Origin of the sequence: Hymenobacter sp. BT559 (genome assembly GCF_017571525.1) — a bacterium.
Lineage (GTDB): Bacteria > Bacteroidota > Bacteroidia > Cytophagales > Hymenobacteraceae > Hymenobacter > Hymenobacter ginsengisoli.
Map to the genome: position 1 here is coordinate 117,087 of NZ_JAGETY010000013.1, position 20,290 is coordinate 137,376.

General features: G+C 62.9%; 17 protein-coding genes. 7 read left to right on the forward strand and 10 right to left on the reverse strand.

All coding sequences use genetic code 11. The annotated features are described in order from the left end of the window. Positions 1-145 precede the first annotated feature (145 nt). Positions 146-1,117 carry an ADP-ribosylglycohydrolase family protein gene (locus J4D99_RS17080; RefSeq protein WP_208132945.1) on the forward strand — a complete coding sequence of 324 codons (972 nt, stop codon included), beginning with the start codon at positions 146-148 and terminating at the stop codon, positions 1,115-1,117. A gap of 5 nt (positions 1,118-1,122) precedes the next feature. On the opposite strand, the gene J4D99_RS17085 is transcribed toward J4D99_RS17080, so the two are convergent. The 3 genes from J4D99_RS17085 to J4D99_RS17095 form a co-directional block, all read right to left on the reverse strand. After that, complete coding sequence (locus tag J4D99_RS17085; protein ID WP_208132946.1) at positions 1,123-1,995, reverse strand: EamA family transporter; 873 nt, start codon at positions 1,993-1,995, stop codon at positions 1,123-1,125. A 47-nt stretch (positions 1,996-2,042) separates the two neighbouring features. Next, positions 2,043-3,464 (reverse strand): glycoside hydrolase family 125 protein, encoded by a 1,422-nt coding sequence (locus J4D99_RS17090; protein ID WP_208132947.1) that lies wholly within the window; start codon positions 3,462-3,464, stop codon positions 2,043-2,045. Positions 3,465-3,585: 121 nt separating this feature from the next. After that, positions 3,586-5,826: a beta-1,3-glucanase family protein gene (locus tag J4D99_RS17095; RefSeq protein WP_208132948.1), complete on the reverse strand. Its 2,241-nt coding sequence runs from the start codon at positions 5,824-5,826 to the stop codon at positions 3,586-3,588. A 544-nt stretch (positions 5,827-6,370) separates the two neighbouring features. On the opposite strand from J4D99_RS17095, the gene J4D99_RS17100 reads away from it, so the two are divergent. Continuing rightward, the gene (locus J4D99_RS17100) at positions 6,371-7,513 is read left to right on the forward strand and encodes an L-dopachrome tautomerase-related protein (RefSeq protein WP_208132949.1); all 1,143 of its coding nucleotides are present in this window, start codon (positions 6,371-6,373) and stop codon (positions 7,511-7,513) included. Positions 7,514-7,661: 148 nt separating this feature from the next. On the opposite strand, the gene J4D99_RS17105 is transcribed toward J4D99_RS17100, so the two are convergent. The 5 genes from J4D99_RS17105 to J4D99_RS17125 all read right to left on the reverse strand — a co-directional run bounded on the left by J4D99_RS17105 (position 7,662) and on the right by J4D99_RS17125 (position 12,457). Continuing rightward, positions 7,662-8,768: a VWA domain-containing protein gene (locus J4D99_RS17105; protein WP_208132950.1), complete on the reverse strand. Its 1,107-nt coding sequence runs from the start codon at positions 8,766-8,768 to the stop codon at positions 7,662-7,664. A 10-nt stretch (positions 8,769-8,778) separates the two neighbouring features. Further along, a complete protein-coding gene (locus J4D99_RS17110; RefSeq protein WP_208132951.1) occupies positions 8,779-9,327 on the reverse strand; it encodes a hypothetical protein in 549 nt (182 codons plus the stop codon). An 8-nt stretch (positions 9,328-9,335) separates the two neighbouring features. Further along, complete coding sequence (locus J4D99_RS17115) at positions 9,336-9,695, reverse strand: Imm51 family immunity protein (RefSeq protein WP_208132952.1); 360 nt, start codon at positions 9,693-9,695, stop codon at positions 9,336-9,338. Between the two features lie 89 nt (positions 9,696-9,784). Then, a complete protein-coding gene (locus tag J4D99_RS17120) occupies positions 9,785-12,109 on the reverse strand; it encodes a DUF5682 family protein (RefSeq protein ID WP_208132953.1) in 2,325 nt (774 codons plus the stop codon). 72 nt (positions 12,110-12,181) lie between these two features. Beyond that, positions 12,182-12,457 (reverse strand): hypothetical protein, encoded by a 276-nt coding sequence (locus J4D99_RS17125; RefSeq protein WP_208132954.1) that lies wholly within the window; start codon positions 12,455-12,457, stop codon positions 12,182-12,184. Positions 12,458-12,557: 100 nt separating this feature from the next. Between J4D99_RS17125 and J4D99_RS17130 the strand changes: the two genes are divergently transcribed. The 5 genes from J4D99_RS17130 to J4D99_RS17150 all read left to right on the forward strand — a co-directional run bounded on the left by J4D99_RS17130 (position 12,558) and on the right by J4D99_RS17150 (position 17,827). Continuing rightward, complete coding sequence (locus J4D99_RS17130) at positions 12,558-12,959, forward strand: hypothetical protein (RefSeq protein ID WP_208132955.1); 402 nt, start codon at positions 12,558-12,560, stop codon at positions 12,957-12,959. A gap of 107 nt (positions 12,960-13,066) precedes the next feature. Further along, positions 13,067-15,028 (forward strand): tetratricopeptide repeat protein, encoded by a 1,962-nt coding sequence (locus J4D99_RS17135; protein ID WP_208132956.1) that lies wholly within the window; start codon positions 13,067-13,069, stop codon positions 15,026-15,028. Positions 15,029-15,152: 124 nt separating this feature from the next. Beyond that, on the forward strand, positions 15,153-15,785 hold the full coding sequence (locus tag J4D99_RS17140; RefSeq protein ID WP_208132957.1) for a response regulator transcription factor: 633 nt from the start codon (positions 15,153-15,155) through the stop codon (positions 15,783-15,785). Positions 15,786-15,864: 79 nt separating this feature from the next. Beyond that, positions 15,865-16,458 carry a hypothetical protein gene (locus J4D99_RS17145; protein ID WP_208132958.1) on the forward strand — a complete coding sequence of 198 codons (594 nt, stop codon included), beginning with the start codon at positions 15,865-15,867 and terminating at the stop codon, positions 16,456-16,458. Positions 16,459-16,633: 175 nt separating this feature from the next. Further along, entirely contained in the window at positions 16,634-17,827 is a 1,194-nt protein-coding gene (locus J4D99_RS17150; RefSeq protein WP_208132959.1) for an OmpA family protein, read from the forward strand. A gap of 15 nt (positions 17,828-17,842) precedes the next feature. On the opposite strand, the gene J4D99_RS17155 is transcribed toward J4D99_RS17150, so the two are convergent. Then, positions 17,843-18,601: a ligand-binding sensor domain-containing protein gene (locus tag J4D99_RS17155; RefSeq protein ID WP_208132960.1), complete on the reverse strand. Its 759-nt coding sequence runs from the start codon at positions 18,599-18,601 to the stop codon at positions 17,843-17,845. Between the two features lie 406 nt (positions 18,602-19,007). After that, complete coding sequence (locus J4D99_RS17160; protein ID WP_208132961.1) at positions 19,008-20,087, reverse strand: ATP-binding protein; 1,080 nt, start codon at positions 20,085-20,087, stop codon at positions 19,008-19,010. Positions 20,088-20,290 lie beyond the last annotated feature (203 nt).

Here is a 20,290-nt window from a genome sequence, read left to right on the forward strand (position 1 = left end):
CGGCGGCTTGCCGCATGCCCAGTACCCTAAGTACGTCAAAAACGCCGACGAGGCTGCGAATAGTGCCGCTAAATGCGCTTCTTGCACCCTATTTCCGGCCAATCCCCCAGGTTTGTCGGCACAACCCGCTTATCTGCCTCTTATCATGACTGCTGCTACTACCCGCGCCGCCCTGCTGGGCCTAGCCGTGGCCGACGCCCTGGGCGTGCCCGTTGAGTTTATCAGCCGCGCGGTGCGCCGCCGCGACCCCGTGACCGGCCTGCGCGCTTACGGCTCTCACCACCAGCCGGCTGGCACCTGGTCCGACGATGCCTCGCTCACCTTTTGCCTGGCCGAAACCCTGGCCCGGCCCGGCGGGCTAGCCACCGCGCCCGACCTGGCCGACTTTGGCCGGCGCGCCATCAACTGGCTGGACAACGGCTACTGGACCGCGCACAACCAGAGGTTTGATGTGGGCGGCGCTACCCGGGCCGCCATCCAAAACCTCAAGCGCGGCGTGGCCCCTAGCCAAGCCGGCCCGCGCTCGGAATTTGATAATGGCAATGGCGCGCTGATGCGAATTCTGCCATTGGTTTTTCACCAAACCTGGCAGGCCGAACCGCTCGACCTAAATGCCGCCTGGGCGCTCACCGAGGCTGTGGCGAGTGTCACGCATGGCCACCCGCGCTCCACACTGGGCTGCTTTTTATATCTATTGGTAGCCCGCGGCCTAGCGGCCGGGCTAGCTCCTGCCAGTGCTTATGAGCAAATGCAGACCCTAGCCAACCACTGGCTGCAAAAGCAGGCAAAAGGCCAGGTTTTTTACGAATGGTCCAAGTATGGCGCCGTGCTGGACGGCAGCCTAGCCGACCAGCCCGAAGCTGACATAAGTTCTTCGGGCTACGTGGTGCACACCCTCGAAGCGGCCCTGTGGTGCCTGCTGCGGCACGATACCTACGCTGCCACGGTGCTGGCTGCCGTGAACCTCGGCGACGACACCGATACCACCGGCGCGGTAGCCGGCGGCCTGGCTGGGCTAGCCTATGGCGAAGCCGGCATCCCAGCCGAGTGGCTGGCCGGGCTAGCCCGTCGCGCCGACATTGAGGACCTGGCCGGGCGCCTAGCCGCGGCCGGCTAGCCCGGCTACTCGCCGCCCACCGCCGCCTGCGCCCGCCGCGCCGTGAGCGTAGCGCCCGCGCTGGCAGCCATTACCAGCATCACGGCCAGCCACTGACTGGGCGTGAGCTGCTCGCGCAGGAAAAGCCAGCCGCAGAGCGCAGCCGCGGCCGGCTCCAGGCTCATCAGGATGCTGAACGTGCGGGTGGGCAGACGCTTAAGGGCCTGCATTTCGAGGGTGAAGGGTAAGGCGCTAGACAGCAGGGCCAGTGCCGCGCCCAGCCCTAACAGGCGCGGGGTGAGATGGACTAATTGCCCGGCCGCCAGGCCGAAGGGCAGCACCGCCAGCGTGGCAAAGAGCACGCCCACCGCCACGGCCTCGTTGCCGGGCAATACCTCGGCCACGCGGCTGCCCAGCACAATGTATACCGCCCAGCAGCCGCCCGCCGCCAGGGCAAACAGCATCCCGACCACATCGATGCCGTGGCCGCCCCAGGGCGCGATGAGTGCGATGCCCGCTCCGGCCAGCACCGCCCACAGCACATCGAGCCAGCGGCGCGAGCCGGCCAGCGCCACCACCAGCGGCCCCACGAACTCAAGCGTCACGCCCAGGCCCAGCGGCACCCTGGCCAAGGCACAGTAAAACAGGAAGTTCATGGCCCCCAGCGCTAGGCCGTAGGGCACTACGGCCCGCCACTGCGCGGCACGCAATTGCCCTAGCCGGGGCCGCACGGCCACCAGCAGCATCAGGGCCGACAGGCCGATGCGCAGGCTGGCTGTGCCCGCCGCGCCCACCACCGGAAACAACCCTTTGGCAATGGCGGCCCCACCTTGCACACTAATAATGGCCAACAAAACGGCCGGCACGGGCGGCAACTGAAAACGGGAGGATTCGGGCATGGTGGCACAAAGCTAGCCCCGGCTTTGGCCACCACGCCCCAATCGCGCTAGGCCAGCAGCGCTGGCTTTTCCTTGTACACCTTCCACAAAAACTCGCCAAACAGCGTGTTGGCCCAGGCAAACCAGCTGCGGGTGAATTTCTTAGCGTCGTCCTTATGAAATGACTCGTGCATGAAACCCGTGCCGGCGTGGGTGGCCTTCAGGGTTTGAATGCAGCTGCGGATTTCGGCGTCGTCGGTGCTGGTGAGGCCGCGCATGGTAATGGCGATGGGCCAAATCATGTCGGCCCCCACGTGCGGCCCGCCGATGCCTTCGGCCGCGGCGCCTTTGTAGAAGAACGGGTTGGCCGCCGAGAGCACCAGCTTGCGGGTGTTCTGGTAAATCGGGTCGTTGAGGGGCAGCGCGCCCAGGTAGGGGAGGGCTAGCAGGCTGGGCACGTTGGCATCATCCATGAACAGGCGGCCGCCGTAGCCATCTACTTCATACGCATACACTTGGCCAAACTCGGGGTGCGCCACCAGGGCGTGCTGGCGCAGGGCCGCGGCCACTTCGTCGGCAAAGGCCATGAGGTCGTTGTAGCCCTGCTGCTCGTGGTGAATGTCGTAGAGCATGAGCGCGGCCTGGCGCAGGCTAGCCACGGCAAAGAAATTGCTGGGCACCAGAAACTGGAGCACCGTGGCATCATCGCTGGGCCGGAAAGCCGAGGCAATGAGCCCGCAGGGCCGCACCGGGTAGCCGTAGCCGGCCATAGGCTGGGTATCGGTGGCCTTGGCGGTTTCGCGCTGAAAGTGGTAGGGGCCCAGGCCAGTCTTGCGCTGCTGCTCGCGGAAGGTTTTTACAATCAGGTCAATAGCTTTGCGCCACTGCGCATCGAAGGGCTGCTGGTCGCCAGTGGCTTTCCAGTAGTGGTACCCTAGCCGGATGGGGTAGCAGAGCGAATCGATTTCCCACTTCCGCTCGTGCACGCCGGGCTGCATGTCGGTGAGGTCGGTTTTCCACTCGCCCACCTTGGTTTTGTCGCCGTAAAACGCATTGGCGTAGGGGTCTTGCAAGATGCACTGCGTCTGCCGGTTGATGACGCCCGCGATGAGCTGGCGCAGGGCCGCATCCTGCGGGGCGAGCGCCAGGTAGGGCCACACCTGGGCCGACGAGTCGCGCAGCCACATGGCGTCGATGTCGCCCGTAATGACGTAGGTATCGGGCCGCCCGCCGCGCGTGCTGTGTGTCACGGTCGTGTCGAGGGTGTTCGGGAAGCAGTTATTAAACAGCCACCCTAGCTCGGGGTCCTTTACCTGGCGCTGAAACTCGGTGATGGCTGCCTCCACGGCCTTGCTGCGAAAGTGCCGCTGGCCGGCCGCCGGCCGCACCACCGGAAAAACCGGGGCCGCTAGGGCTTCTAAAGACGAAAATGGCAGCAGTGGGCTAGCGGCCAGCAGGCTCGCGCCCCGCACAAACGAGCGGCGATGCATAAGAAAAAGCAATTGGGTAGGAGTGGGCAAAGATGCGCTAAAATCTTTTAGCAAACACCAGGAAAAAAGGCTGCCCGGACGCCGGGCAGCCTTTCGAAAGGTGCAGTAATACCACCCGATACTACTGCTTGGTGAAGCGGCGACTCAGCGTCTGCTGGTCAGGAGTCGTGACAACGAGCAGGTAGAGGCCGGCGGGCAGCGCGGCCACGTCGAGGCTGGTGCCCAGCGCGCCGGTGCGCACCGCCTGGCCCACCGAGTTCAGCACGCGGTAGCTGCTGCCGGCCAGCGCTGGCGCAGTAGCCAAGCGCAGCTGGTCGGCCACAGGGTTGGGGTATAGGCCGAGCGGGTCGTCGTTTTGGGGGCTAGCGGCCGCGGCGGTGGGCGCAGCCATCCGGGCGGTGCCCTGCTTGGTAATGCGCACCCAGTTGAGGTTGTAGCCCCCCGTCTGGGCATACACCCCGAAGTTGTAGGTGCCCGCGTTGATAGTTACGGTATTCGATACGGTAGTCCAGTTTTGCCAGCCGCCGGTGGCCGGAACGGTCGTATTGCCCAGCTGAATGGCACCCGCGTTCAGGTCCGACGAGATAGTGCCGCCGCTAGCCCCGCTGGCCACCCGGTACTCGATGAGGTAGGTACCAGTAGTAGGAATGGCAATACTGTTCCACACTAGGTAGTCACCCGGGTCGATATAGCCCATATCCTGACCGCCTTCTGAGCAGGTTTCGAGTACCATGCCGTTGTTGACATTAGCCGCCTCGGCTTCGAGCTGCTTGCTGAAGGCCGAGGCAAGGGCCTGCACGCGCAGCGAAGAGGTTTTATCGTTCCAGTTGCCCGTGCCCAGGACGTTGTTTACCAGGCAGCTGTTGCTGGCCGTGAGCGTGAGCACCCCGCCGCTGTAGTTATCGTTCTCATACAGCACCACCTGGTAGCCGCTGTTGATTTGCAGCGAGGAGATGTCATCGTTGAGGATGCCCTTGGCTTGCAAGGCGCTCAAGGTGTAGTCGCCCACGGGCAAGGCCACGGCCGTACCCCCATAGTTGCAGTCCTTGTAGAACGTGGCCACGCCCGTGCCCGTTGGGCTGGTAGACTGCCCCACGAAGCCGCCCCAGGTAGCTACCACCTTGGTGGGCTGCGGCGTTTGGAGCGTGCTCGACTGGTCGGCCACGTCGTCGTAGGCGAAGCCATAGCTCAGGTTATCGACGCTGATGCCGGGCAGGTGCCAGAAGCGGGCATAGTAGTTCATGGGCGCCGTCTGGTAAAAGCCTGCCACGTTGTAAAAATCCTGCTGCCCGGCCACGGCGCTAGCCACGCTGATGGCGTGACGGTTAACGGCCGCCGTAAGCTGAGCCTGCACCACGAGGTCGCAGTCGCCGTCGCTATTGCGGGTGGCTAGCACGCCCTTACCCTCGAAGGCTTCCTGCGTGGTGGGCTCGCGGGTGATGATGCCGGTGCGGCCATTGTAGGCGCCCGACTGGCCTACCACCACGAGGCGGTTGTCGGCCCCCACGCGACCCTTAAATACGCCGGCATTGCCCGCATTGAAAATCAAGTCCTCGTTCTTGTACTTGGCCCAGATGGCGTCGAGGTACCCCTTAAAGTAGTTGCCGTAGGCGCCGGCCGTGGTGCCGTTGGTACCATCCTGAAAATCGGGCGTCTTGCTCGGAAACGAGATTACGCCGGTCGTGCTGTTCACCGTGCCCTGAAACTCGGTGGGCACGTTGGCCTTGTAAGCGCTCACAATATCGGCGGCCGATTTCAGCTCGCCCGTTTTCTTATAGTAGCCATTGCCGGTCAGCTCCAGGCCCATCGGGAAGTTGAAGGCATCGACGCGGGTGGTATTGCCAAAGAAGCCACCCGAGTTGTTGGTCAGCTCAATGGTTTCGTAGATGATGCCCGTGTTGGGGTCGGTCGAGTTTTGCGGATTGGGTGCCGTGTAGCCCGAGGGCGAGCCGCTAGCCCCGAAAAAATAGAAATACAGCTGCTGCCCCCGCGAGATGTACACCCGGCAGCCCGCAATAAACGGCAGGTTGAAGGTGTGATTCGGAATGTTGCTGAGCTTGGTAAAGCAGGCGGCATACTTCGAGTTGGCGCCCGGCCCGGTATTGCCGTTGATGGTAGGGCCGGTCACGGTGTTGTAGCTGCTGCTCATGGGCAGCACCTGGCTGTTGGCCGCGTTCACCCACACGTGGTTGTTGTTGGGGTCGATGCCCACGATGGCCACGTAGAGGTCCGCGTCGGCGGTGGTCGAGTTGTTGTTAATCGTGAACGGCAGGTTGCCGTTGCCCTGGGCCTGGCTGCGCTGCGGCAGCAGTATACTCAGTAAAAGCAGCCCTAGCAGGGCAAAGAGTGAAGGTTTTCTCATGGAAAAGGAGTTGGGTGGGAATGGTATGAAATGCAGAACCCGGCCCGGCCAGCTGCGCGCAGCTAACCCCGGCAGCCTCGCGGCTACCTGCGCAAAACCCGGAATTCTCAATCGTGCCCTGGCCAGAGCTGCCACCGTTTGCTAGCCCCGGCAAGGGCCCAAAAGCAAGCGGCAGCGGGCAAATGTAGCGGTCCTGCTCAGGCAAAAAAACTTGTTTGGAAGCTCGCAAGTCCCATATTTTGAACGCCTTAACGGTTAAGGCGCACGGCCGGGGCGCTTACTTCACCACCAGCCCGCCCAAGGTGTGGCAAGCACCAAGTCGGAGCAGCCAGCCAGGGCAGCTACCCTCCACCGGTTATTGCGCTTAAAAAACAAGGGCGTTGCGTACTATTTTTTGTTTTTTGCAGGAAAAGAGGGAGTTAAGAAGCTTCAAACGCTCCTTTGGTCGTTGCCTACAGACCGAGGCTGACTCGCCGGCCCGGCAAACAGTAACCTGCTGCCGAGGTTGGCGCGTAAGCAGCGCAATCCTTTTCCTCCTGAACTCATGCATTTTATTCGCTTTGTACTGCCCGCCGGGCTGGCGCTGCTGGCCGCCTGCACGGGCGGCCCCGGCACCGAAAAATCGACCAGCGTAGCCACTCCGCCGCCCGTGCCCACTTCCGAAAGCGCCAAGCAGCTTGTGTCGGTGGCCACCTCCGATACCATCTGGAACGGCGTGGCCGTGAGTGACAACGACCGGGTGTTCGTGTTGTTTCCGCACAACGAGGGCAGCCCCGGCACGCGCATCGGCGAGCTGAAGGACGGTAAGGTGACGCCCTGGCCCACCCGCGCCTGGAATACCTGGAAGAAAGAAGGCGACCCTGCTAAGCAAGCCTTTGTCCGCGCCAACTCGCTGCGCTTCGGCCCCGACGGCCTGCTGTGGATTGTCGACACCGGCACACCCAAAAGCGATGCACCGCCCATCACCGACGGGCCCAAGCTGCTGGCCTTCGATATTGCCAAAGGCCAGCTGGTGAAGACGATAGGGCTCGATAAGCTGGTGAAGCGCAAGAGCTTTGTGGACGACCTGCGCTTTCACGGCGACATGATTTACGTGACCGATGCCGGCGCGCCGGGCCTTATCATTCTCAACCAGAAAACCGGCCAGGGCCGCCGCCTGCTCGACGATGATAGTACCACCACCGCCCGCCGCCCCATGCTGGGCGAGGGCAAGAAAATGGTGAAGCCCGACGGCAGTGACGTGAAGCTGCACGCCGACCAGATGGAGGTATCGCCCGATGGCCAGTACTACTATTTCCAAACCGCCGCCGGCCCTATGTACCGCGTCGAAACGAAATACTTAGACGACCCCAAAACCACCTCAGCCGACCTGGCCAAGCAGGTGCAATACTTCTTCAACTCGCCCACCTGTGGCGGCACCACCATCGACTCGGCCGGCAACCTCTACGTGGCCGACGCCAACGAAAAGCGCATCCTGAAAGTGACGCCCGATGCCAAAAGCAGCGTGCTGGTGCAGGACCCGCGCCTCATCTGGGCCGATGCGCTCTGGATAGACCACGGCGGCAACCTCTGGATTCCGGTGCCGCAGATGAACCGCACCGCCGGCTTCCAGAAGGGCGTCGAAACGGTGGCCTTCCCGGTGCACTTGTTTAAAATGCCCATCGGGGCCCAGCCGTTGCGCGACTAGTTAGGCAAGGCTAGCGATGCTAAAAATCGTTTGTCCTTGCGAGCGCAGCGTGGCAATCGCATCCGAATGATACCCGCGCCAATCGTTCGGCTAGGGTCGTTCTGGGGCGATTGCTTCGCAGGCTCGCAAAGACAGGCGAGTTTGGTTGCTATTCAGTTAATTTCTGGCCCTGAATGGCGGCTGCCATCAGCTCTGGAAACTTAGCCGGGGAGCAGGCAAAGCTGGAGATTCCCAGCGCCGCCAGCTGCTCGGCCAGGCGGCGGTCGAAGCTCGGGGCGCCCTCGTCGGAGAGGGCTAGCAGCACCACCAGGTTCACGCCGCTAGCCTTGAGGGCGGCGGCCCGCTTGAGCATTTCGCGGGCATCACCGCCTTCGTAGAGGTCGGTCACGAGCACCAGAATCGTATCGGTGGGCCGCGTAATGAGCTGCTGGCAGTAGCTGAGCGCCAAGTTGATATCGGTGCCACCCCCTAGCTGCACGCCGAAGAGTAGGTCTACCGGGTCGCGCAACTCTTCGGTAAGGTTTACCACCGCCGTGTCGAAGACCACCATGTGCGTTTTCACGGCTCGCAAGGAGGCTAGCACCGCCCCAAACACGCCCGCGTATACCACCGAGGCGGCCATCGAGCCGCTTTGGTCGAGGCAGAGCACGATTTCCTTGAGGGCCTGCCCGCGCCGGCCGTGGCCCACCAGCCGCTCCGGAATAATCGTGCGGTGGCTGGCCTGGTAGTGCTTGAGATTGGCCTTGATAGTTGCGCCCCAGTTAATTTCGTGGTAGCGCGGGCGGGGGTTGCGCACGGCGCGGCTCAGCGCGCCCTGCACCGCCTGGCGCAGCGGCTGGGCCAGCTTTTGTTCCAGCTCGCGCACCACCTTGGCCACTACCTCGCGGGCGGTGGCCTTAGCCTTGGCGGGCATTACGCGGCCTAGCGAGAGCAGGGTGGCCACGAGGTGCACATCGGCCTGCACGGTGCGCAAGATTTCGGGCTCCAGTAGCAACTGGTTGAGGCCCAGACGGTCCATGGCGTCCTGCTGCATCACCGCCACTACCTCCGTAGGGAAATACTGGCGGATGTCGCCCAGCCAGCGGCTCACGCGCGGGGCCGAGGCACCAAGGCCGCCTTTGCGCTCGCCATCGTAGAGGGCGGTGAGTACCTGGTCGAGGGCGCCGTAGTCGGCGGGCATCTCCACCGCGTTTTCAGCATCGGCCGCGGCGCCGAGCACCAATTTCCAGCGGGCGGCAGTGGGGTTGTCGGGCATGGGTAATAGCTTACTGGAAGAAATCGCGGTTTAGCCGCTTCCCCCACCCATGCTGGTCTTGTAGCGTGAAGGGAGAACGCTGGAAATTTTCAATCAAGGGCAACGGGTGATTATTCGCTAGCATATAGCGAACCACTTGCAGCGTTGATTCGAGCGTTGCGGGACTGTGGGTTCTCACCCCAGCATACAGATTACCCCGACCAACTTCAATTATCTCATCTATGCAGGCCAGCAACTCCTGCGATAAGTGTTGGTAAGGTTTATAATCATATTTCTGACCAGGAATTTCCGAATCGGGTATGAAAGGCATAATAAGCTCTTCCCAATCACTCAAATCAGGGTTACTCGTGAAGTCCCAAAGCGCATCAAGTAGCGGCTGAAACTCTACTTCATTGAGTTTTTCATCCCGGATTATTATTTCTAAGCAGGTAATGGCATAAGCCATTCGGCCAGTTATTGAGACTAGCTTTAACTGCTCAGTTAGTTGATGCATGGGGAGCGGCTGAATGCGAGTTTGACCACCGAGAAAATATTTCAACTGCGCAAGAAATTGATACATGTTCGATGCTAGGCGAAAAAATCGCCGGGGTCGGTCTGGCTGAGGTACTTGTGCAGTTTGCCTAAATCGCCGAACTGCGGCAGCACCAAAGCCATAAACTGGCGCACGGCAACCAAGCTGTCGGCGTAGGCGAGAAAGGCGGCGCCTTCCTCGTCGAATTCTAAGTGGTCAAGCAGCTCAGGTTGAAATTCTTCGATAATGGTTTCAATATGCTCGCGCCAGCTGGGGCCGTTGCCGCCGTAGCCGTGGTTTTCGAATACGTGGCAATAGTCATCCAACTCGCTTAAATCGGCCAGAATGACGAACTGGCGGGCAGTATCGGCTGGGGCTTTGGCGGCCGCCACTTTGAAAGGGTAGGTCGGGGACATGCGGTAAGGTAAGTAGATGGGGATAGTAACGCGGATTTTCAGTCCGCGAACGAGCGCATTTGTTACTCGCGGACTGAAAGTCCACGCTACTACCCAGCCGGCGCGCCCAGCAGCATGCGCAGCACCGGCAGCACCCGGGCACCGCGCTCCCAGTCAAAATCCAAGGCCTCGGCCGCCGCTAGGGGCGCCGTGGGGCCAGCCGCGGCAAGGTCCATAATTTGCCGGCGCTCGGGCGGCGAAAACTCGGCGAAAGCCCGACGCAGCAGCGGCACAGTTTCGCGGAAAGTGTCTTCGGTGAGGCTGCCCAGCCAGGTATCGAGCAGGTCGAAGAGGGCGCGGTGATGGATGAGCACCAACCCCGAGCCGCGCAAAAAGCCCTCTATCCAGGCCGTGGCGTAGGCCGTGGGCTGGGCGGAGGCTAGCGCCAGGCCCAGGGTGGTGGCCGTGGCCTCGGCATCGGCCCGCCGGGCATTGAAGAGCAGGCGGGCGGCGGCCCCGGCCAGCAGGCCCTGGCTGGCGGCACTGTGCTGCACGGCCGCCAGTGCCGCGTACCAATCGGCTTCGTGGCCAGCGTCTTGCAGCAGCCGGATGGCCTCGTGGCTAGCCTCTATCTTTTCGAGCAGGGGCCGGGCGGCATCGAGGTCTAGCCCGGTGCAGGCGGCGGGCAGGCCGATGGCCAGGCGCGGCACTAGCTGCTGCACCACCTGGGCTACCTGGGCGGTGTCGGTGCGGCGCACGTTGCCGTAGCGCAGCACCTGAGCCAGCGGGGGCAGGGCGGTGAGCAAGTGCGTCACGTCGCGGGTGTCGGCGGCCAGGGTTTCGAGGCGGGCCACCAGCGCCCCGATGGCCGGGCCGAGGTCGGCGCGCAGGGCTTCTTCGAGCAGGCTGCTCACGGCATCCAGGGTGGGGGCCTCGGCGGCGCGGGCGGTGGCACGGGCGGCAGCGGCGGCCAGCACGGTATTGCCCCAGCGGCCGGCGTCGAGCACGGCCAGCGTCATTTCGGGCGGCCAGGCCAGCTCCCATTCTTCGTGAAAGGTGCCGGCTTTGCCGCCCGCCACGGTCTGCGGCTTACCCCACCTGATGTCGAGCAGGCGCAGGCGGTGCAGCAGGTGGCTGCGCAGCAAGTGCGTTTCCTGACGCAGGTCGAGGGCTAGCGGCTTGCGGTCGGGCTCGGACTTAAGGCGCAGCGTTTTCTGCTGCTGAGCCAGGTCTTGCTGTAAGGGCGTGGCGGGCTGGCCGGCCGGCACGGCGCCCAGCTTTTCGCCGATTACCAACTCCTTTTGCACCACAGCTAAGCCTTCGGCGTAGCCACCGCCTAGCAGCGCCACGGCCGCCTCTTGCAGCTCGGCGATGCCCGGCAGGGCTAGCCCGCGCACGGTGGCCAGCGTATCGGCCAGGCGCACGGCCTCGATGGCGTGGGCCGACGAGGCGTCGAGGTCCTGGCCGCGCAGCAGGCGGGCGGCGCGCACCATCCACTGCGTCACGACCGTGGCGCGCGGCTCGGTAAAGAGCAGCTCGTACCAGGCCGGCGAGAGCACGCCTGCCCCATAGCCCGAGCTCACCGACAGGCGCTCGTAGGTCCAGGGTATCCAGGTAGCGGCGATGGGCGTTTTCTTCAGGCCTTTTAGCAGGGCCTTGTCTTCTTTCTTTTGAAAATCGGGGTTGGTGAGCACCGGCGCGTGCCAGGCGCCGCACACCACGGCCACCCGCGCGTAGCCCTGAGCCAGGGTGGCGCGCAGGGTTTCGCGCATGTAGGCCTCGCGCAGCAGGGTTTCGGCAGTTTCGGGGCGCTGCGACTCTTCCCGCAGGGCAGTCATCAGCTCCAGCACCAGGGCAAACGTGTCGGCATTGCCAGGCGCGTGTTCGAGGTAGGTTTCCCACCACTGCTCGGGGTCGGTGTAGCCGGCTAGCCCCGCCAGGTAGGCCACGGGGTCCGTCGCAAGCGGCGAATCAGGAATAAGAAGGCCAGCCCCAGTGTTGGCAGTCGCTTCTGCTTCTGAGTCAAAGGCTTCTGATGCCGTGGCATTGTCAGGCGAAGAATCTGTAGGCTCGGTTTTCGCTTGTTCTTCCAAGGGTACTGAAAGCGCTTCCTTCGGCTGCCGCAGCCCTAGCGGCAGGTCGAAGCAGCGCACGTGCGCGCCCGTGCGCTGGCACCAGCGCACGGCCTGCCACTCGGGCGAAAACTCGGCGAACGGCAGAAACGACGCCTGGCCCTGCTGTTTGGGGTTGTATAGTAGCAACGCCACCGGAGGCAGCAGCTCGGGGTCGGCAAGGGTGGCTAGCGCGGCCTCGCCATCGGCCGGGCATTCGAGCAGTACGATGTCGGGCCGGTAGGCATCGAGCGCGGCTACGAGGCTGGCGGCGCTGCCGGGGCCGTGGTGGCGAATACCAAAAAGACGAAAATCGGTGGGCATACCTGGGTGGCCGGTTGACCAAAAGGCTATTTGTCAGCTTTTAATAAAAAACGAATGCCTTGTAGAATCCTGTTAAAGAAGGGAGGAGTTGGAGGTGAATTGAGTAGCCCGGAGATTTTCTGCCAGCTTTACATCGATTACCAGCGTGATGAACTGCTTGGATTTACGCTGCTGGCATACAACGATGATGCGTTCGCACGTGCCAGCGTACCAGTCGATTATATAAACCTTGGCGCCGGGCGCAAAATGCTTAGTGCCATAGCGGGTTTCGGTGCCACCGGGGCCGTAGGGCCGCTCGGGGATACTATTGGCAACGGCTGCCCGGTAGGAGGTATTTTCCGAAGACATGCGTAGCAGGTGGCAGGTTTAGTGTGGTTTTGCGCTAAATTTAGGCAGTAGGCTGCCTGTCGGCGTCCGGCTTTATAAGGCTGCTGGTTCCACTTATGTAATGGAGATACCTTTATTTTCTACTGAATCCTTACACATTGCCTACCGGCCCGACCTTGGCCAGCTTACTGCCCGCTGGCTGCGCTCGGTGTCAGAGGCTGAGCTGCGCGATGGCTACACGGCCTTGCGCCGCGCGGCCCTGCACTACCAGTGCGGCCGCTGGCTTATCGACTCGCGCCGGCGAACCAACCGCCGCCTCAACGGCCCCGAGTGGGTGACTACCCAGTTTTTGCCTCAGGCGCAGCAGGCGCTGGGCCAGCCGCTGCGGGTGTGCTTTCTGGTGCTGCCCGACTACCTGGCCAGCCTACCCACCGCCGCCACTGCGGCCCCGCCCGGCAGCCCAGTGCAGTTCGCGCGCTTCGTAGATGAGGGCGCAGCCAATGCCTGGCTAGGGCAGAGGTAGGCACCGAAAGAGCCCAGGCCCTGCCTGCGGTGGGGCGCGCGGTAGGTAAAAGATTGATTTGGCAGTACCTACGCGGAAAATCGGGGGCTAGTCAGTAGCTTTCGCCTATGTACGTATCATTCGCTAGCCGCCTGCTTTGGGGAGTTCTGCTGCTGGGGCTGCTGCCGCTGAGTGGCCGGGCCCAGCTGCCCGCCACCGACCAGCGCGCCAGCCTGCGCGCCCAGCTACGCACCTTGCCCGCCGATACCAACCGGGTGCTGCTGCTCATTCAGCTAGGCCAGCAGTACGAGGCCAGTCAGCACGATTCGGCCAAGGCGCTGTACCGGCGAGCCGGCCGCCTCAGCGAGCAGCTGCACTACCCGCTGGGTGTGGTAAAATATATTGCCAACTACACGAGCGTACTGAACACGGAGGGGCGGTTTGCCGAGTCGGAGCAGCTTAACAAGCAAGGTATTGCGCTGAGCATGCAGCACCATTTCCGACGCTACCTGGCCGTGTCATATGGCAACCTGGCCAATGTGTACCTGCGGCAGGAAAAGTATCCGCTGGCCATTGCCACCCAGCTCAAGGCGCTGCCCGCCTTTGAGGCCATTCACGACACCGCCTCGCTGGCTATGCTCACCAATAATATCAGCGTGTGCTACCAGTACCTGCACCAGGATGCTGCTGCCCTGCGCTACGGCCAGCAGGCCCTCGCGCTGGCCCGGCCCTTGCACAACGACTTGACGCTGGCCATGATTAATAACAGCCTGGGCAATGCCTACAAAGGCTTGGGGCGCCTGGCCGAAGCTACCCAAGCGCTGCGGCGCAGCTACGCGCTGGGCCAGCGCCTGCATTATGTGGATGCGCAAAAAAGTGCTGCCATTAACCTGGCCGATATTGAGGTGCAGCAGGGCCGGCCTGCGCAGGCGGTGCCGCTGTACCAAACCGCCGAGCAGCTGGCCGATTCGCTCCACGATGCCGAAGGCCAGGCCGACGCCTGGAAGGGCCTGGGCCGGGCCTACTTTGAGCTGCGGCAGCTGGGCCCGGCCCGGCAGTATGGGTATCGGGCCCTGGCTGCGGCGCGGCAGCTAGGGGCTAATAAAGTGGTCCTCGACTGCTACGACCTGCTGGCCGACGTGGCCGTGGCCCAGGGCCAGCTACCCACCGGGCGCCAGCTGCGCCGCCGGGCCGACGCGCTCGGCGACAGCATGTTGAATACAGCCGTGGTGCGCAGCGCCCAAGAGGTAGAAACCCGCTACCGCGTGCAGCAGCAGCGCGCCGTGGTGGCCCGGCAGCAGCAGGCCCTGGCCCAGCAGCGCCGCTGGCTGCTGGCCACGGGCGCGGGCGTGGGGCTGCTCGGGCTGCTGCTTTTTACTACCTACCGCTACTTCCGGCAGCGCCACAAGCTCGATGCCCAACGCCTGCAAACCCTGCACGCCGAGGCCGAAGCCCAGCGCCTGCAGGCCCTGCTCGACGGCCAAACGCAGGAGCGCCAGCGCATCAGCCAGGAAATGCACGACGACCTCGGCGCCGGCCTCACCGGCATCATGTACCTGAGCCACGCCTTGCAGGGGCCGCCGGCGCAGGCTGCCCCGGCGGCGGCACGCATTGGCGAGGCGGCTAGCCAGCTTTCGGCCAAGATGAACGAAGTTATCTGGACCCTGAACGACGCGCACGATACCCTGGAGTCGCTGGTGCAGTACCTGCGCCTGCAGATGGCCGAGCTGCTCGACAACGCCGGCCTCGACTATCAGTTTGAAACCGACGACGACCTGCCCGCCATGCACGTGCCCAAGGAACTGCGCCGCAATGTGTACCTGGTGGTGCGCGAGGCCGTGCACAATGCTATAAAGCACGCCGGCGGCCGGTGCGTGGCCATCAGCATGCACATGCAAGGCAGTGAGCTGGAAGTATGCGTGCGCGACGATGGTCGCGGCTTGCCCGTTGGCGACGACGGCCCGGCGGCTAGGCCCTTCGGCAATGGGCTAGCCAACATGCGCCAGCGCGTGGCGCAGCTCGGTGGCCGGCTGCGCTTCGACACGAGCAATGCGGGCACGCAGGTGTGCCTGTCGGTTCCGATACTGTAGGCGAGTGAACCGCTTCATCCCGCATTAGTCACCCGCCGGGCGGGGGCCGGCCCTGCTCCCTGCTTTATTCCCATCCAACGTTCGTGCTATTGCCGGACCCGCGTAAACGTCTCAACTTCACGGCATGGAAAAAACCCGCATCAGCGTGGTCGAGGATTTACCCGACATTCGGGAGGGCCTGCGGTTCTTGCTCAATCAAACCACCGAGTTTACCTGCCTGGCCGCCTACGCCTCGGCCGAAGAGGCCTTGGCCGACCTGCGCCCCGGTTGCCTGCCCGAGCTGGTTATCATGGATATCAGCCTGCCGGGGCTGAGCGGCATCGAATGCATCCGGCAGGCCAAGCGGCGCTTTCCGGCCGTCGAGTTTGTGGTGTTCACCGTGTTTGAGGACAGCGAGCAAGTATTTGCGGCCCTGGCGGCCGGGGCCAGCGGCTACCTGCTCAAGCGCACGCCACCCCACAAGCTGGTCGACGCCCTGGTAGAGCTGCGCGACGGTGGCTCGCCCATGAGCGCCAGCATTGCCCGCAAGCTGGTGGCCACGTTTCAGCCGGCGCCCGCGCCCGCCGAGACACCCGGCGAGCTTTCGCCCCGCGAGCACGACGTGCTGGCGGCCCTCGCCAAAGGCCTGCTTTACAAGGAGATTGGCGCCAAGCTGGGCATAAGTGTGCACACCGTGCGCCAGCACATTCATCGCATTTACCAGAAGCTTCACGTGCAAAACCGTACCGAAGCGCTCAACAAATTCTTCGACCGCTAGGGCCTACCCCCTAACGTTTGTTCTATTGACAGCCCCTGGGGCAAATAGCTAGGTTTGCAGCGTACTTAACTCGTTCGCTATGAAACAGCTGCCCGCCTCTCTTGGCTCACTTTTGACCATCCTGCGGCCGGTGGCTGGTGCGGCGCTGCTGCTAGCGGCGCTGGGGCCGGCAGCCAGCCGGCCGGCTCCTCCCTACAAAGGCGACCCGGCTACCAAGGTCGATTTTACTTTCTCAGGCGCCGGGCATACCAATGAGCAGGTGCACCTGCGCGATATATATCCGGAAGTGCCCGCCCCCCATGCCGTCTTCTACCACGAAGGCATGATGCAGGGTGTGCCGGGCCCACTGGTGGAGCTGCGCACCGAAAAGCAAGGCCCCAAGCTGTGGAGTATGAAGCTGCTGCTCGAAGGCTCGCCAGAGTCGGCTAGCCTGCGCATCGCCAGCGCCGAGCCGGCCCTGGTGTATAATGGCGGTGAGCCGAAGCAGCAGGCGTTTTTTGGGCAGCTATTTCTTCCGCCCCTGAAGCGGGGCACGCTGAGCGCGCACTTTCTGCCCGCGCCCAAGGGCCGCCTGCGCGGCACGTTTGCCGGCACCCTCATCACCGACAGTGGCGAAGAAGTGACGGTGCGCAACGGCAGCTTCGACCTGCCCCGCCTCCCCGATATCAACTAAGCCCCTGTACAAGCGCGTGCAGCAGCGCCTCCTGGCGTTCGGGCGGCCGTGCTGCCAGGGCCATTGTTGCGCCACCACGCCAGGTGGCGATGCTACAGCTTGATGGCGAAGGTCTTTGCTACTGCTTTTTCCTGCCGCGCTACGCGGCTCTCACCCTTATTACGACACTTTTCTGATGAAAACCTACTACGCTTTGCTGTTCGCGCTGCTGCTCGGCGCCACCAGCGCCCACGCCCAATTCAACTTATCGGAGCTCGGCAATCGCGCCAAAAACGCGGTAAATAACCGCCTGAACCAGCGCACCGACCAGGCCATCAATAAGGCCCTCGATAAAACAGAGGGCGCCGCCAAAAACGCCGCGGGCACTGCCCCCAGCGCCAACAGCCCCGCTAGCCCCGGCACGGACCCAGCCGGGGGCGAGCGCACCGGCACGCGCTACGACTTTGTGCCCGGCACCAAGGTGCTGTTTGAGGATAAGCTGGCGGGCGAGCCGGTGGGTGAGTTTCCGGCGCGCTGGCAGTTACAGCAGGGCAGCGCCGAGCTGGTGAGCACCAGCGGGCAGCTGGCCATTGCGCTGCAAAAAGACACTCGTATCAGTCCGCTCATCAAGCAGACTAATTATCTGCCGGCAGTTTTTACGCTCGAAATGGACGTGTTTTTAGTGCCTCACCAGCACATGGATGTGTTTTTCTGGGATGAGCGCCAGCACCACCAGCCCACCAACGGCGACCTGGCCGCGCTGGAAGTGACGGAGCGCGGCATCACGATGCCCGACCGCCAGCTGGGCCAGGAGCTACCCGAGCCCACCAGCACGGAGGGCCACTGGCACCACGTGGCGCTGGCCTTCAACCAGCGCAGCCTCAAGGGCTACCTCGACCAGAACCGCACCCTCAACGTGCCCGATGTAAACGGCCGCCCTACCTCGCTCACGCTAGGGGCCCGGCCCACGTATGGCGAAACCAAGCCGCTGCTCATTCGCAATGTGCGGCTGGCTGAGGGTGGCAAAGACCTCTACGCCCGCCTCATGACCGATGGCCGCATCGTAAGCCACGACATTTTATTTGACCCTGGCCAGGCTGTCATCAAACCCGCCTCGCAGCCCGCCCTCGACCAGCTGGCCAGCCTCCTGCAGAGCCAGCCCACGCTCCGCTTCAGCGTAGAAGGCCACACCGACAGCGATGGCGACGCCGCCGCCAACCTCAAGCTCTCGCAGGCCAGGGCCGAGGCCGTGCGCGCCGCCCTGCTCAAAAGTGGCATCGCCGCCGACCGCCTCACCGCTAGGGGCCTGGGCGAAACCAAGCCGCTTGACCCCAGCAACACGCCCGCTGCCAAAGCCCAAAACCGGCGCGTCGAGTTTGTGAAATTGTAGCTAGCCTGGCACACACTAAGGCTGTAGCAGCTCAAATGACTGCCCGTTCCAAATGCCCGCGCCATCGTTCTGCGTCAGTAAAACCAGCTTGCCCTCGCCAAGCGGCAGCATGGCTAGGACGTTCATGGGCGACCCAACTGCATCGGGCTGGCCATAGCGCCAATGAAGCTTAGGCTCAAATACCTTGTGCCAGCTAGCCAGCTTGGCAAGCGAGCCCCCGTAGGTGGCTGCATACACCCCTAGCTGCGAATAAAAATAAAGCTGGTTCGTGGCAGCATCGTAGGTGGCAGGTCCAATGTAGGGTTGCTCCGTAAAGGTTGGCTGCTTGGTCGGTATCGTGTCGCGGTCGGCCCAGGTATTGTAGATAATACGGGCCCCGGTGTTAGTGAATTCAGCTAGTGTGCCAGAGGTCATCATATGCTGTAGGCCCGACGAAACTCCTACTCCATCTCGAAGCTGAAAGAACGACTTAATTGGGTTTAGCTCTATGTTGAACTTGTTGAATCGCAGATTGATGTATTCGTGTTTATTCGTGTCGAAGGTAAAGATATTGCCGCCCCACTCGCCATAGCCAAAGCCTATCCATAGCCGGTCTTCGCTATCCATAAAGTAGGTAGCGGGCTGGCCAAATCCGGTCAGCTGCCGCAGTTGGCTATTGGGTGAAGAAGCTGGCAGGTAGCTTTTGCCCGTTTCAACATCAAGTACTCCCTTGCCAGTGATGGCAAACACGTGGTGCTGGCGGTTGGCCGCGATGCCAAAAGTGACAGCTGGCATCTTGCCTATTGTTTCCCAGCCCGATTTGGCCACGTTCCAGCGTTCCAGCCGACTGCCAATTTGAGCCAGGACGTTATCACCATCATTGGCTAAATGCTGGGCAGTAACTGCGGCGACCAAGGGTAACTGCTGTAGGGTGCCCTGCGCATTGTATACCTCAATTTTGCCGGTAGATGTTAAAAGCCAGGCAAAGTGCTTGACGACGAGCAATTCACGATAGCTTTTTTCCGGCGTAGAGGCCATAGCGCAGCCCGGCAGCCAGGGTAATGCTACAACCAGCAAGATGAATGCTAGGCAACGCGCCAGGTAGTGTAAACTTGGTTTCATGGATGGCATGTGGGAATGACTACTGAACGGGCACCATACCCGCCTCCCTGATGCCGAGCCTGCACTAATTGCATAAGTTTCACTCCACCACCTCCCGGCACGCCCGGTACAAATCCTGCCAACCCTCACGCTCTTTCACCACGGTTTCGAGGTATTCGAGCCATACCACGCGGTCGGGGGCGGGGTCTTTGATGACGGCGCCGGTGAGGCCGGCGGCCAGGTCGGCGGCGCGCAGGGTACCATCGCCAAAGTAGGCCGCTAGGGCCTGGCCGGCGTTCATCACCGAAATAGCCTCGCCGGTGCTGAGCGTGCCGCTGGGGCTCTTGAGCTTGGTTTTGCCGTTGTCGGTGCGGCCCTGGCGCAGCTCCCGAAACACCGTGACGAGCCGCTGAATCTGGGCCAGGGCCGGCGCCTCGGCGGGCAGCTGCAGGGAGCGGCCCTGCTTCTCGACGCGGGTTTGCACAATGCGCACCTCCTCGTCGAGGCTAGCGGGCAGGGGCAGCACCACGGCATTGAAGCGGCGGCGCAGGGCGCTGCTCAGCTCGTTCACGCCGCGGTCGCGGTCGTTGGCCGTAGCAATTATATTGAAGCCCTGGGTGGCTTGAATCTCGGTGCTCAGCTCGGGTATAGGCAGCACTTTTTCGGATAGCATGGTGAGCAGCGTATCCTGCACATCGCTGGGGATGCGGGTCAGCTCCTCGATGCGCACGAGCTGGCCATCCTGCATGCCCCGGTAGAGCGGGCTGGGCACCAGCGCAGCCAGCGAGGGGCCCTCGGCCAGCAGGCGGGCGTAGTTCCAGGAGTAGCGCAGGCTGTCTTCGGCGGTGCCGGCGGTGCCCTGAACCAGCAGGTTGGTGTGCCCGCTGATGGCGGCCGCCAGGTGCTCGCTCACCCAGCTTTTGGCCGTGCCGGGCACCCCTAGCAGCAGCAGGGCGCGGTCGGTGGCCAGGGTAGCCACCGCAATTTCGATGAGCCGCCGCTGGCCAATGTACTTGGGCTCGATTTCAAAGCCATTGTCGAGCTGGCCGCCCAGCAGATACGTGACCACGGCCCAGGGCGACAGCTGCCAGCCCGGCGGCTTGGGGCGGTCATCGGCGGCGCGCAGGGCGGCCAGCTCTTCGGCATACAGGTCTTCGGCGTGGGGGCGGAGGGCGGTCATTTTATTAGTGAACAGTTAATAGTTAACAGTGAGCAGGTAAAGGACGAGGTGAGGGGCAAAAAAAGAACATCCTGCTGACGCAGGAAGCATCTCGATTGCGCTGCCAGGGTTGCTAGCCCAACGCTTCGGGCGAGATGCTTCCTACGTCAGCAGGACGTTCTATGCAGGCTAGGAGAGATTACCAAGAAAGGTATAGTAAAACC

What these genes read in the sequence shown, in the direction of transcription:
- J4D99_RS17085 (WP_208132946.1), bottom strand. Translation starts at nt 1,995, where the DNA reads ATGCCCGAATCCTCCCGTTTTCAGTTGCCGCCCGTGCCGGCCGTTTTG.
- J4D99_RS17150 (WP_208132959.1), top strand. Translation starts at nt 16,634, where the DNA reads ATGAAAACCTACTACGCTTTGCTGTTCGCGCTGCTGCTCGGCGCCACC.
- J4D99_RS17135 (WP_208132956.1), top strand. Translation starts at nt 13,067, where the DNA reads ATGTACGTATCATTCGCTAGCCGCCTGCTTTGGGGAGTTCTGCTGCTG.
- J4D99_RS17105 (WP_208132950.1), bottom strand. Translation starts at nt 8,768, where the DNA reads ATGCCCGACAACCCCACTGCCGCCCGCTGGAAATTGGTGCTCGGCGCC.
- J4D99_RS17140 (WP_208132957.1), top strand. Translation starts at nt 15,153, where the DNA reads ATGGAAAAAACCCGCATCAGCGTGGTCGAGGATTTACCCGACATTCGG.
- J4D99_RS17080 (WP_208132945.1), top strand. Translation starts at nt 146, where the DNA reads ATGACTGCTGCTACTACCCGCGCCGCCCTGCTGGGCCTAGCCGTGGCC.
- J4D99_RS17110 (WP_208132951.1), bottom strand. Translation starts at nt 9,327, where the DNA reads ATGTATCAATTTCTTGCGCAGTTGAAATATTTTCTCGGTGGTCAAACT.
- J4D99_RS17145 (WP_208132958.1), top strand. Translation starts at nt 15,865, where the DNA reads ATGAAACAGCTGCCCGCCTCTCTTGGCTCACTTTTGACCATCCTGCGG.
- J4D99_RS17100 (WP_208132949.1), top strand. Translation starts at nt 6,371, where the DNA reads ATGCATTTTATTCGCTTTGTACTGCCCGCCGGGCTGGCGCTGCTGGCC.
- J4D99_RS17115 (WP_208132952.1), bottom strand. Translation starts at nt 9,695, where the DNA reads ATGTCCCCGACCTACCCTTTCAAAGTGGCGGCCGCCAAAGCCCCAGCC.
- J4D99_RS17160 (WP_208132961.1), bottom strand. Translation starts at nt 20,087, where the DNA reads ATGACCGCCCTCCGCCCCCACGCCGAAGACCTGTATGCCGAAGAGCTG.
- J4D99_RS17155 (WP_208132960.1), bottom strand. Translation starts at nt 18,601, where the DNA reads ATGCCAGCTGTCACTTTTGGCATCGCGGCCAACCGCCAGCACCACGTG.
- J4D99_RS17125 (WP_208132954.1), bottom strand. Translation starts at nt 12,457, where the DNA reads ATGTCTTCGGAAAATACCTCCTACCGGGCAGCCGTTGCCAATAGTATC.
- J4D99_RS17095 (WP_208132948.1), bottom strand. Translation starts at nt 5,826, where the DNA reads ATGAGAAAACCTTCACTCTTTGCCCTGCTAGGGCTGCTTTTACTGAGT.
- J4D99_RS17130 (WP_208132955.1), top strand. Translation starts at nt 12,558, where the DNA reads ATGGAGATACCTTTATTTTCTACTGAATCCTTACACATTGCCTACCGG.
- J4D99_RS17090 (WP_208132947.1), bottom strand. Translation starts at nt 3,464, where the DNA reads ATGCATCGCCGCTCGTTTGTGCGGGGCGCGAGCCTGCTGGCCGCTAGC.
- J4D99_RS17120 (WP_208132953.1), bottom strand. Translation starts at nt 12,109, where the DNA reads ATGCCCACCGATTTTCGTCTTTTTGGTATTCGCCACCACGGCCCCGGC.